This is a genomic window from Lelliottia nimipressuralis, assembly GCF_004115925.1.
Lineage (GTDB): Bacteria > Pseudomonadota > Gammaproteobacteria > Enterobacterales > Enterobacteriaceae > Enterobacter > Enterobacter nimipressuralis.
The window spans coordinates 122,058-134,831 of record NZ_SDDX01000020.1 but is presented as its reverse complement, the minus strand read 5'-3'; the positions used below and the strand labels follow the sequence as shown (position 1 = coordinate 134,831).

Below are 12,774 nucleotides of genomic sequence, written 5' to 3'. Positions count from 1 at the left end.
CTAAAATACCTTTTGAGATAATGAATTAAATGACTCAATGGCTAATTCATTACTTTTTATTAACTTTGCTTTCAAATTTATTGTTTTCCTGAAAGTATCGCAAAAATCTTTTTGAATATTGATCTCTGGGAAGATAATCTCAGTTTCTTCAAATTTATTTTTAGATATATTTAGCATCGACCCACTTGTTCCGGTCGCTTGTTTTGTTAATAACTCACGGACTTTTTCATTTTGGATTAAGATGAGAAAAAACTCTGGTAGCAATAGCTCATGGTTTAGCTTTATCGACCATAGTTTATCAGGAAGGAAAAGGTTGTCATAGTCCTGATGAACCATGCATATTGCAGCAACTAACTCTCTGGTGTTTGCGCGGCTAAATAGCAAATCTCCCTTCTTAGGAAAAATGAGTTTTTTCGAAGCAGGAATAGTTTCACAGTCTACTACTTTATTTTCTTCCGGCTTGAATATTCCAGAAGTCACCGAGCTTATTTTCAATACGCCAAATTCATCCGATTTACAGGGAATATTCTCGCCAGTGGCACTCCAACCTGAAGTAATGTTTAAAACACCTTTTTTTATTTTATCCTTTTTCCATCCTTTAGGGTTTTCAACAGGATCGCCAAACATCTCATGAAAAATGGTATGCAAAAAATCATCAGCCAGTTTAATTGCTTGTTGGCGCTTACGATGAATGCTATATCCTTTATTTAAAGCCGAAACAATTTTTTCTTGCTCAAGTATTGATGGTAGATAAAATTTATATTCTTTTAAATAATTTGCTGAGACCCTTTTTTGCCCAGCGCTACCTGTCATTTCTTTTACCGCAGTAATACGGAATTTCTCATTCCAGATGAGATAGAAAATATATTCAGGCAGAATTAACTCTGGAATCGCTCGTAAGACATGGAATTCTGTAGAACCAAAACCAATTTGAGTATTTAGACTGTTTGTTAGTGTTGCTTTCCCATTTTCGAAGCAGGGTGTGATTTTTGCCAGTAATACATCACCACGCTCAAAGTAAGTAAAACCCTTTTTTGTTTCATGGAGAATGCGAGTTTCTTGTGATGAAATTTCACCTTTCTCACTCACTGCTGCCATGGCAAGAAAAGTAACCTCTTGCTCAGGATTGGCATTTTTGGGCAGACGCGGATTTATAGTACATACATCTCCTAGCTTCACCATCGGCCAATTCACAGCATCCCCTCCAGCTCATCCAAATCCGCCAGAATCTCTTTCTCTAGGTCCTTCAGCCGCTTCAGTATCACCTTCGGATCTTCATACTCCTCCGTGTGATACACGACTTCTTTATAACGATTAATGGAGAGGTCGTATTTCTGTGCGGCAATATCCGCTTTCGGCACCACAAACGCCGACTGAGTGCGGTCTTTAAAATCAACGCCAGCATCCATCCCTTCCGGGTACTGCTGTTTCAGCAAAGAGGAAAATTTCTCGCCCATAAAGTTATCTACCGGCAATCCACGCAAAGTACGGTAGTGCTTCCAGCTCGCCAGCAGATGCGGCAGGTCATTGTCTTTTATCGGGTTACGTTTGTCATCCAGGCTGTAGCCGTCATTGTTAAGGTCGTAGAACCAAACCTCGTCCGTCTGACCGCCTTTGGTAAAGATCAGGATCGCCGTCGCCACGCCAGCGTAAGGTTTAAATACGCCGGAAGGTAGATTGATCACCGCCTCCAGTTGGTTATTTTCCACCAGAGCTTGACGCAATGACTGATGAGCCTTACTGGAACCAAACAGCACGCCCTGCGGCACGATAGTGGCGCTACGCCCGCCCACTTTCAGCATTTGTAGAATCCGCGCCAGGAACAGCAGTTCGGTTTTTTTAGTTTTCACCATTGCCGACAGCGTGGCGTCGATATCTTCCTCGTCCAGTGAACCGGTAAACGGCGGGTTCGCCAGAATCAGGTTGAAAGCGTTTTTGCTGGCCTGCGGGAAATTGGTGCTGAAGCTCTGGCTCATGGTGTCCTGATAGTGAATATCCGGCCCTTCCACACCGTGCATAATCAGGTTCATGGCGGCGATACGAAGCATGGTAGTATCAAAGTCGTAACCGTGGAACATGTTGTTATCCACATGGTCACGCCACGGCGTCAGCAGATCGCCAGTAAAGATTTTTTGCTCTTCCAATTCACCGCGTTCATTGGTGCCAATCTCGGTATGAATGGATTCCAGCGAGCTGTATTTCTCCAGCAGGTATTCATAACTGGTTGCCAGAAAACCGCCGGTGCCACAGGCTGGATCGCAAATCGTCTCGCCGCGTGCCGGGTTTGGCTCCATCATTTCAACCATCATGCGGATAATGTGGCGCGGCGTGCGGAACTGACCATTGATCCCGGCGGTGGTCAGCTTGCTTAACAGGTATTCGTAGAGATCGCCTTTGGTGTCGCCACGATCCAGCGGCAGGTTTTTGATCACCTCTACCGCTTTGGTCAGCAGCGAAGGCTTGACGATCTCCAGCCGGGCATCTTTCATAAAGTTGCCCAGCAGCGTTACCTTCGACGCATCAGCTTGGCCGAGCTGACGGAAATGCTGGAATACGCCATCGCGCACCACTTCCATCATCTCATCCGAGCCGAGGTTACTATAGTGACTGAAACGGAACTCCTGCTGTTCTGGCGTAAAGCGCGGTTTAAAATCAATACCCGCGATTTGTTTACGCTTCTCGTCTCGTTGCTCCTGGGTGTCCAGCATCCGGGAGTACATCAGGTAAGTGATTTGTTCGATTACGGTCAGTGGGTTAGTGATGCCACCCACCCAGAAATCTTCCCATAGTCCGTCGATTTTACTTTTTAAGTCACCGGTAATCATTGTTAACGTCTATACCCTGTTATAAATACAAAAGCCCCGCTGCCGGGGCTTATCATGCGTGTATTATACCGTCGCTGCGTCGGTCACAACACCTAACTCTTCGACTATCTTTTGCAGCCGGGCGATCTGCTCTATATCCGGGAACACGCCAGTAACGCCTTCGTTGTGGATATGCGTAAACGGCTGTTCAAATAGCTGCCGCATTTCAATGGTACCGTAATCGCGGATGTGGTTTTTCAGTAATGACAGGAAGCGCAGTTGTTGGCTGGTCAGGCTGTTGTCAGCGGCAAACTGGGCAAAGCGTACTTCAACCGCGTCACTATCCATCCCGATGATAGTACGTAAAAGTTTATCCAGGCTGGCGGTTGCCTGGGGGTAGAACTCTTTCAGTGCCCGGATATCGACGTTCGGGTTTTGGATCAGCACTAATTTCGCCAGTTCATCCAACTCGATTTGTGTTACCGGCTCGCCGTTGCGGATTTTTTTCAGTACCGGATTTTGCTGAAACAGGGGCTCCAACGCTCCCTGAACCTGCTGGCGATAAAGTTTGAAATCAATCGAGCGGATGTTGGTTTTGCGGGTTTCCGTCTGAATCAGGTTTGCATCTTCGGTAATGTCCACCTGTATCGAACCAAATTTTGGCGTCGCATCTTTCTCCATCAGGTGCATTATACCGCGCAGATGAATGCGGATATCTTCCAGTTCTTCCAGACTTGCCTGCTTCCACCAGCCCAAATCACGAAGCTGATTAATCCGCTGCCCCTGCTGTTGCACCTGCGCCAGATGCGGCGGCAGACGTTCTACTTTCTCGATGATGAGCGGCCAGAGCACATCAAGCTCTTCCGGGTTGGTATAACGGGCAGTTTGCGCCGCCAGAATATCCATATCAAAGCGCATGGCATCGCTTTGCCCGCGAACGTCCAGCCACTGCATCAGCGGGGCCAGGACAGATAGCAGATCCTGCTGTGTTTTCGGGGAAAGCTGACGCAGCACTTTTTCATCGCTGTACTGCGCTTTTTGCTGCCACTTTTCCTGTACGGCAATCGACTTTTCATCCAGCGTGTTGATCTGTTCGCGGAGCTGGTGAGCGACTAAATCCACCGCCTGTTTGTCGAACTTACGCTGTGCAGCAGCCCCCAGCATAACCCACGCTTCGAAGCGTTTTTGCGCCAGCGATTTTGTCGCTGTCACTTCGGCCTCTTCGGTATGCAACTCGTGATACTCAAAGTTGCCCCAGTGATCGAAGATGCGGAATTTCTGTTTGTCCAGCGGTTTGCCGTTGTCATCATTGCCGTATAGCCCCGAACAGAGGCGTGTACCACGGCCAATCATCTGCCAGAACTTCACTTTCGATTTGACCGGTTTGGCAAAGACCAGATTCACAATTTCCGGGACATCAATACCGGTATCGAGCATGTCAACGGAGATAGCGATGGTTAGCTCTTTGTTAGTGCTTTCATCCAGCCCTTTAAAATCGTCAATCAGTTGCTCGGCGCGGGGATCGTAGTTGTCGATGACCTGGCAGAAGCGTCCGGCAAACTGCGGGTACATGTCGTCGAACAATTCATTCAACAGCAGCGCGTGTTTGTGGTTACGGGCGAAAATGATGGTTTTACCTGGCAGTTGGCCGTCCCGATCTTTCAGGCCATTTTCCATCAGGTTACGCAGGATATAGCGGTTGGTGTCTTTGTTATAAATTGCCTCATCCAGCGCCTTGCCATCAAATTCCAGCGTATTGGGATCGATACCCTGTTCTTCTAGCTCACGGATTTGTGCGTCGCTTAATTTCTCCCGTTTGATGCCTTCGCGCAGGAATTCAGTGGTGTGCGTGACAACCTCATAGGGAACCAGATTGTTATCGGCGATGGCATCTTCCAGGCTGTAGTTGGCGGTAGGGATACGTCCTTCACAACCAAACAGGCCGAAAGTGGTTTTACTCACCATGTCGATCGGCGTGGCCGTCAGGCCAATCTGGAGGGCATCAAAATACTTAAACAGATCGCCGTAAACGTTATAGATCGAACGATGGGATTCATCGGCGATGATCAAATCAAAATAACCGACATCAAAATGGTCCATGATTTTCATCATGCCGGGATAGGTGGCGATGTAGATCCTGGCATTCTGCCTGTCTGCTTTCTTCGATTTCCCGACCACATACAGCGGCTCATTGGTGAATTGATTAAAGGCATTTGCCGCCTGTTTACGTAGCTCTTTGCGGTCACAAAGAAACAGGACGCGTTTTACCCAGCGGGCATCAATCATCAGTTTGCTTAGCGCAATTGCTACACGGGTTTTGCCTGTACCAGTAGCCTGAACAATCAACGACTGTCGATACTTGTTGGTAAACCGTTCGCTGACGCGGGCAATGGTTTCAAGCTGATATAGACGCCCGGCAACAGCTTTACCTTCGTTGTCTTTAACGTGCGGCACGCTGTTTAATGGCAGACGGGTTTCACGTTGTTGAATAAGATATTGCAGGCTTTCCTTGCTGTAGAAGCCAAATACCCGGCGCGGCGGATAGCCGTGAATTTTATGGTCATCCCACAGCCAGATATCGTAGCCATTGGTGTAAAAAATGACCGGACGCTGACCGTATTCTTTTTCCAGCCAGTCGGCGTACAGTCGGGCCTGCATTCGCCCTTGCTCGGCATTGACGCTGGTTTTTTTTGCTTCCACCACCGCCAGCGGTTTGTGCGCCTCATCCCACAAGACATAATCCGCATAACCGTCGCCGGTTGCGGTAGGTTGTTCTTTAACTGGATGTTCCTGCGTAACCTGATCGGTGTTGTTAAGTTCTTCCCCTACATTCCAGTCAGCAGCAAGCAGGCGGGAGTCAATCAGGCGGCGACGGGTTTCCGCTTCATCAATAGAAAGAATGTCGGCAACATGCTGGTTGCGAGCTCTGGCTTCATTCAGGCGCAGAGTAAGGTGTTCGGCCTTTTCCTGCTCTTGCTGTAGTGCGCGTTGTAATGCCAGTTCGCGCTCACGGCTTTCATCTTGAGCCCTGATTGCATCTTCCAGACGTTTTTCATCAGCACGCCCTGAAGATTGTGTTAATGGTGGGAGAGAGAATTTGGGGCAGTTATCAACATTGCCGTGAGCATAGCGAACATACAGCCAAACCCCCAGTAAATATGCTTCCTTAAGCAGCCAGTAAGTATCTTTAGCTTTGATACGTCCGCCGTGCGCGGCGCGGTTACCGTGGATACGTAGCGCATCCATTTTCATGATGATGGCTTCCGGCATCATGCTGGCGAAGACATCGGCGTTCATTAAATCATACAGATTCGCTTTGATACCTTCCGGCAGTCGCTCCTGACGATATAACCAACGCACCATCAATTCGGTGTAGTTACGCAGTTTCACCAGACAGCTTTCTGGATCGGTGTGAACATAACGTTCCGCCATTAATCCCAGCTCAGCCAGTTCCGGCCACTGGCTGCGCAACATTTCAAAATTGAGAGACTGCTCCATCAATCATCGCCTTATGTCGTGGATACAACAGGAATTCTGGAAAGAATATCACACTAATTTGGCTGGCAAAGTGAGCCCGATGACATATGGCAGGAATGAATAGACTGGTGGAGAAGTTCTCTCTATGGCAAAAGAGAGGAAAAGCTAACTTATTAAGTTTAAAAGGCTAATAACGCGTAAAAACCACATACTCATCCATCAGCTTCGTCAGCGCCGCATTTTTCTCCTGTCGTTGCCCCAGCCAGAAGCAAATTTCCACATGATTCATCCGCTTCAGGTTCTCCAGCCAATCGGTCATCGAAGCCCCCTGCATCAAATCGTACCAGCACAGCCAGATCAGCTTATGACGAATCTCACGCGCCTTAAATCGCGCGGAAAGGCTGATCAACTTATTGGCTATGCGGCTTTGCTTCAATCTGACACACTCACTCAGTAAAACCCCTTCCATCCCGGCATGGGTGAACAGAAGTTCATTTTCGGTTTCAAGACTTATTTGCAAATCGTTCTGGATAGTCAACGGTTCTGGCCGTGCTTTACCATAAATAATCCGGTAGAGGCATTGCGGCACGACCGCAACCACTGCGCCAGTCTCTGGAAAATGTAACGTTGAGAGCGTAAGAAGATGGCTTGATTGAATATCCGGATGGCACATGCCGTTTCGGACTGCGATATTGGTTAAATCGGCCAACCAGCGTTGGTAGGTGTTAAGTAAATAGTCGTAACGGGCAATGGTTTCTTTCATCGGTAAAGAATCCTTCATCTCTGTAAAACAGACAGCCAGAAACCTCCGCAGCAGGCGGATCGTTAAGCTGGCTGGGGAATATGTGGCAAACACCGGAAAGCGTTACTGACGAGATTGAGCGATACGCTCCTGTAGCCATGCTTCCACTTCACTCTGTAGCCATCGTGAACTTCGCCCCAATTTGATAGGTTTGGGGAATATGCCACCTTTGATGAGTCGGTAAATCCACTTATCACTGACCCCCAGCAGGCGGGTGATGAAAGCCATATCAACAAAGCGATCTTCAAGTAGGGTTGGTTTAACTGTCATGATTTGATTCTCCGGTAGCTAAATAGAAACCGGAGTCGGGGTTATTCTGCTGCCCGCTCCGGCATAGCAACCGGTGGTGCTGTAAAAAATTCGTTATCTTATTTGGCTGTTCTTGGTCTGCCCTGTCGTGCAGGGGCAGGAACCTCATTACATCCCCAAATTAGATAACCATATTTTTGGTCTTCTTTTGTTAGATAACTGGCTATACGTCTCAGGCTGTTTATGGCTTCGTTGTTGCGATATTCAATAACATTGTTAATGTTGTCCTGATGATATTCCTTTGGCTTACATCGCTGGTATTTACCTTCGCCATAAGTAATCTGATGCCACAGTTCCCCTGCCTGTAAAATGAACGAAAATGATTTCTGATGTTTCTGACCATTAAGATAAAAAATAGCATGAGCATGAACTGCCCCTTCTGATGTCCATTCCAGTACCCAGAAACTACCGATAACGCCTGGAAGAGTGATCATTGCCTGCGTCAGTTCTCTAAGGTCATCCTGTATTTCGATGGAAGAGTTACGAATAAATCGGTTAGTGCCTCGCTGGTAATCAAAATCCATTCTAAAAGCCAGTATCTTGGAATGACATGCCAGGATCTGATTAAGATGGTGATTAATCAAATTCAGCAGGAAATCATTAGGGATGATTTTCTTTAAATGTGGGTAATGTCTTTGCATTGCTCTGTTCCTTTGGATGCATTCAAAGGAACTAGTGCATCTGTTTTTTCTATCAAGCAGGGTTCAATCACTTATGACGGATATCTATCATCCCGAGGTTGGGATGTTAGATTGAGATCTGCTTTCTATAATACCAATTAACCTTAATTATGTTTTAACCTGATAGACGCCTCCATTTTTCTACAGTTTTCACATTCATATAGCCTGCTATCCTTGACTGTCTTAGGTGAGAGCAGAGCCAATTTTCAATATTTCCGTGAAACGCTCTATATGACTTACGTCAAAGTTTCTCAGATATGCCTTGAAATCAACGCAAGAAATGCAGGTGGAGAGGCTTATGATAATCAAAATAAGAACGTAGTATACTACGTAGAGTGCTACGTCTTTTTCTACGATTGTTGTTACGTTTGAGGTTATGATGAGTGCAGGAAAACGAGTGACCAGTCTCTGGACAAAAAGAGTAAATTTATGGCTTTACTGGGATATCTTTCGCTCAGAATTAATGCATGTTGATGAGTCTCGTGAATTAGTGGAAAGAATAGATGATGCCACTCTTTTCAAAGAGTCTTGCATTAACTATATGAACAAAAAAGAAATGGTTAAATATTGGAGTGCGGAAGATTTCTTTGAAAAGAGTAGGCGAGAGGTTGAGGGTAAGTTAATACCTTTTAGTGAATTTGAGTGGATTGGTTGTGAGCGTTCGTTGTCATTTGTTGCTAATTATATTCATGCCGAATATAAGCTATATACAAATAATAATACCCCCTCTCTTCTTGATATCACTTTACCTGAATGGAGCCTTGATTCTGATAAGGGTGGCGTAAATTATGATGGGTTAATTCTTTTGATAGACTATCAATGTCGTGTATCAAGTTTTAATAATATCCGTTCCACCTTAGAACGTTTGAAGAGGTCATGGCTCCGTATCCAGAAAAAATTTGGTAATCCGTTTTGGTTCTCATCAGCCAAATATGATGCTAAATATTTGGCAGATTATCAGTGGGTGATGTCTTACTTCGATAAGAACAAAATGATTAATGGTAATGTGGATTTTTGGTTTGAAAAAAATTTGAATCTGAAAGTTCATTCAATCTTTGATCAATGGGTTGAGGACAAATCCGATGCTGAAGGTGAATTGTTTATTATAAAAACAAAAAAAGCATGGGGTCAGAAAAAATTCAGAGATAGTGTTGCAAACAAAAAAGTTCTCAATACCTATATTAGCAAAGACAGTAAGAGACAACTTGATTATCTGGCAAGCCAAAATGAAATGAAAATCAATGAATTGATTGAGATGCTGATCAATGATGCATACGCAAAAGCTAAACTGAAAAGTTGGGAAAATTAAAAAAGATCACAGATATATATCATCACTCTGAACATACCCCATTAACGGCAGAAGCTCGTGGTTCTGCCGTTTTTGTATTCTTTTTCGGAGGAGCAGTAATGAAACAATTTGACGGTCTGCAGTCACTGCAGCAACCGCTTTCCGGCCTGCCCCAGTGGGTCTCTGAACGCATTCTGCAGCAGATAAATCAGTTAACCCACTACGAGCCTGTAATAGGCATTATGGGGAAAACCGGAGCAGGCAAGAGCAGCCTGTGTAATGCCCTGTTTGCTGGGGATATATCACCAGTCAGTGATGTGGCGGCATGTACTCGAAAACCACTGCAGTTTCGCCTGCAGCTCGGCAAACGCTTTATGACAATTATGGACCTACCCGGTGTTGGAGAGTCCGAACTCCGGGATGCTGAATATGCCGCACTCTACCGTGAACAACTTCCCCGGCTCGACCTGGTGCTGTGGTTGATTAAGGCCGATGATCGAGCACTAGCGGTGGATGAACATTTTTACCGGCAGGTGATTGGTGAAGCATACCGGCATAAGGTGTTGTTTGTTATCAGTCAGTCCGACAAGGTTGAACCCACCTGCGGTGGTGAAAAGCTGTCTACAGAGCAGAAACAAAATATCAGCCGCAAAATCTGTCTATTGCATGAGTTGTTCCAACCTGTAAACCCTGTCTGTGCAGTGTCGGTACGTTTGCAATGGGGGCTGCGGGTAATGGCTGAACGGATGATTCATTGCCTGCCGCGGGAGGCCAGTAGCCCGGTGGCGGTACAGCTTAGTGATCCACTTCGTACCGATGCCATTAATAAAAAAGCCCGTGACGATTTTGGTGAAACGGTCGGCTCGGTACTGGACACAGTAAGTTCCATGCCCCTGATACCGTCCCCGATTCGGACTGTCATCCAGTCTGTACGCGACATCGTGGTATCGGTCGCTCGTGCCGTCTGGAACTTCTTCTTCTGAACATTAACCCTTCTAACCCGTAGTTTCCTGAGCCCTGCCGCGATTGAGCGGCAGGGCTTTTTTGTCTTTATTTATCCATCATGAGGAGTCTGTTTATGAGCCGTCTGGCTTCGCGCTTTGGCGCAGCAAACCTTATTCGTTGTGACCGTCCGTTAACCCGTGAAGAGCTGTTTCGCGTGGTGCCCAGTGTCTTCAGCGAGGACAAGCACGCGTCACGCAGCGCACGATATACCTGGATACCAACCATTACCGTTCTTGAAAACCTGCAGCGCGAAGGCTTTCAGCCCTTCTTTGCCTGCCAGACCAGAGTGCGTGACCCAGGGCGTCGTGAGCATACAAAGCACATGCTGCGCCTGCGTCGGGAGGGGCAAATTACCGGCAAACAGGTCCCGGAAATTATTCTGCTCAACTCCCACGATGGCTCCAGTTCGTATCAGATGCTGCCGGGATTATTCCGTGCGGTATGTCAGAACGGGCTCGTCTGCGGTGAGTCGTTTGGCGAGGTGCGGGTGCCGCACAAAGGAGATGTCGTGAGTCAGGTGATTGAGGGGGCGTATGAAGTACTGGGTATTTTTGACCGTGTGGAAGAGAAGCGGGATGCCATGCAGTCGCTGATGCTGCCGCCACCTGCACAACAGGCTCTGGCACAGGCTGCACTGACGTACCGTTTCGGTGAGGACCACCAGCCAGTGACAGCACCTCAGATACTCTCCCCACGCCGCTGGCAGGATGAGAGCAATGATCTGTGGACCACATATCAGCGTATTCAGGAGAACCTGATTAAGGGCGGGCTCAGTGGTCGGAGTGCGAAAGGCGGGCGAACGCATACCCGCGCCGTGCGTGGTATCGACGGAGATGTGAAGCTCAACCGGGCTCTCTGGGTGATGGCTGAAGCGATGCTGAGTGGGTTTCAGTCCTGAGCTTGTTATCAGCATGTTAGGAAAGGACACTCCCTGTCCGTTTTACCTCCACTGGATTGAGTGTTTTTTCACCGCATTTCACGATGTGCCGCGTCGGGCCTGCTTCCGGTGGCAGATAAAAAATAGTTCATTCCATGTCCATACCCTGTCCGCCCCCCTCTTTAGAATCATCTCATATTCAGTCAGTTAACTATTACGGAGATTTAAGATGACACAGGCAGAGCGCCGTCATGACCGGCTGGCTGTCAGGCTGTCACTGATAATCAGCCGCCTGGTTGCAGGTGAAACGCTGAACATGGCGCGGCTGGCTGCAGAGTTTGGTGTGTCAGTCCGTACCCTGCGACGGGATTTTCGCGAACGGCTGATGTACCTCGACCTTGAGTATCGACGGGGGCAATGCCGCCTGCGCAGTACCGGTGGAGGCGTACAGGGCGAGCTGGATGCGCTGACCTTTGCTCACCGGGCAGGACTGGCCGATATTTTTCCGGGGCTGGACCGGCGTCTGGCGGGCATGCTGCTCACCGCAGGAGGGATGCCCTGCCTGGTGTGGCAACCCCCACAGTCAGCGTCACCGGCCAGCTCTCTGGTGTTTTACCGCCTCGTCAGTGCCATTACCGCATGCCAGCGGGTACTGCTGCTGGCCGAGGGAGAGCGCTGTGACGGGCTGGCCCCGTACCGACTGATTTCATTCGACGGCTGCTGGTACCTCACCGGTGAACTTAACGGGTATATCACCGTGCATCCTCTGGCGACCATCCATGCGGTGACAGTACTCAACACCACGTTCACCCCGCTAAAACGTCTCAGCCAGTTAACCACACAGGCGGGCTTTATCCGGGCTCTTCCGCACTTCAGCTGTATCCGCGAAGTCCTGTCTCCTGGGCCCTCTGAGGAGGAGCCGGGCAACACACTGATTTAATTACCTCTGTTAAGAAGGAAAAACAATGACCTGGCATTACGAGAAAAATGGCATACGTCACGACAATGTGACCGAAGACGACATCACCAGCCTGATTATGCGCGGTGAACTGACTGCATCCACTCTGGTGTGGCGACAGGGAATGGCAGAGTGGCAGCCGGTCTCCGCTACTCCGCTTTCTTCGGCGCTGCTCCGGAGCACCACACCGCCAGCGCTGCCGGGGAACCGCATTCCGGGTGGCGTTGTGTGGACGCTGGCATTTGCTCCCTTCATTGGCTACGCGCTGGAGTTGTGGACTGCAGGATTGAGCGGGATGTCATTTGACGAGGCATATGATGCCGTCTCGGGTGGGCAGTACTGGTTTATCACGCTGCTGCTCAATATCGCTCTGGGGTATCTCGATGAACGACGCCTTCGTAAGGCCGGAGTGGATACCACCAAGTTCGGCAAACTTGCCTGGCTGGTGCCGTTCTATTTGTGGCGGCGGGCGAAAACCCTTGGTCAGAAACCGGCTTACTTCTGGGTATGGCTGGTGATGCTGGGCCTGACTGTCTGGGCCTGAATCGTCGCTACCTGATACTTTCTCTGTTAA

General features: G+C 48.2%; 11 protein-coding genes. 5 read left to right on the top strand and 6 right to left on the bottom strand.

The genetic code is table 11. From position 1 onward, the window contains the following. The 6 genes from ETG88_RS16635 to ETG88_RS16610 all read right to left on the bottom strand — a co-directional run bounded on the left by ETG88_RS16635 (nucleotide 1) and on the right by ETG88_RS16610 (nucleotide 8,033). Entirely contained in the window at nucleotides 1-1,194 is a 1,194-nt protein-coding gene (locus ETG88_RS16635) for a restriction endonuclease subunit S (RefSeq protein ID WP_233446124.1), read from the bottom strand. After that, nucleotides 1,191-2,825 carry a type I restriction-modification system subunit M gene (locus tag ETG88_RS16630; RefSeq protein ID WP_129035836.1) on the bottom strand — a complete coding sequence of 545 codons (1,635 nt, stop codon included), beginning with the start codon at nucleotides 2,823-2,825 and terminating at the stop codon, nucleotides 1,191-1,193. Before ETG88_RS16630 ends, ETG88_RS16635 begins: the two co-directional genes overlap by 4 nt. A gap of 63 nt (nucleotides 2,826-2,888) precedes the next feature. Continuing rightward, the gene (locus tag ETG88_RS16625; protein ID WP_129035835.1) at nucleotides 2,889-6,302 is read right to left on the bottom strand and encodes a DEAD/DEAH box helicase family protein; all 3,414 of its coding nucleotides are present in this window, start codon (nucleotides 6,300-6,302) and stop codon (nucleotides 2,889-2,891) included. 166 nt (nucleotides 6,303-6,468) lie between these two features. Then, the gene (locus ETG88_RS16620) at nucleotides 6,469-7,044 is read right to left on the bottom strand and encodes a hypothetical protein (protein ID WP_129035834.1); all 576 of its coding nucleotides are present in this window, start codon (nucleotides 7,042-7,044) and stop codon (nucleotides 6,469-6,471) included. Between the two features lie 102 nt (nucleotides 7,045-7,146). Further along, complete coding sequence (locus tag ETG88_RS16615) at nucleotides 7,147-7,353, bottom strand: helix-turn-helix transcriptional regulator (protein WP_039026317.1); 207 nt, start codon at nucleotides 7,351-7,353, stop codon at nucleotides 7,147-7,149. Between the two features lie 98 nt (nucleotides 7,354-7,451). After that, entirely contained in the window at nucleotides 7,452-8,033 is a 582-nt protein-coding gene (locus tag ETG88_RS16610) for a YagK/YfjJ domain-containing protein (RefSeq protein WP_129035833.1), read from the bottom strand. A gap of 436 nt (nucleotides 8,034-8,469) precedes the next feature. Here ETG88_RS16610 and ETG88_RS16605 point away from each other — a divergent pair, with 436 nt between their 5' ends. From ETG88_RS16605 to ETG88_RS16585, 5 genes are all read left to right on the top strand, one after another. Beyond that, entirely contained in the window at nucleotides 8,470-9,381 is a 912-nt protein-coding gene (locus ETG88_RS16605) for a hypothetical protein (protein ID WP_233446123.1), read from the top strand. Nucleotides 9,382-9,479: 98 nt separating this feature from the next. Next, entirely contained in the window at nucleotides 9,480-10,343 is an 864-nt protein-coding gene (locus tag ETG88_RS16600) for a GTPase family protein (RefSeq protein ID WP_129035831.1), read from the top strand. A 95-nt stretch (nucleotides 10,344-10,438) separates the two neighbouring features. Further along, the gene (locus ETG88_RS16595; protein ID WP_129035830.1) at nucleotides 10,439-11,263 is read left to right on the top strand and encodes a DUF932 domain-containing protein; all 825 of its coding nucleotides are present in this window, start codon (nucleotides 10,439-10,441) and stop codon (nucleotides 11,261-11,263) included. 208 nt (nucleotides 11,264-11,471) lie between these two features. After that, nucleotides 11,472-12,182 (top strand): DeoR family transcriptional regulator, encoded by a 711-nt coding sequence (locus tag ETG88_RS16590; protein WP_129035829.1) that lies wholly within the window; start codon nucleotides 11,472-11,474, stop codon nucleotides 12,180-12,182. 25 nt (nucleotides 12,183-12,207) lie between these two features. Further along, the gene (locus ETG88_RS16585) at nucleotides 12,208-12,744 is read left to right on the top strand and encodes a DUF4339 domain-containing protein (protein ID WP_129035828.1); all 537 of its coding nucleotides are present in this window, start codon (nucleotides 12,208-12,210) and stop codon (nucleotides 12,742-12,744) included. Nucleotides 12,745-12,774: the final 30 nt, after the last annotated feature.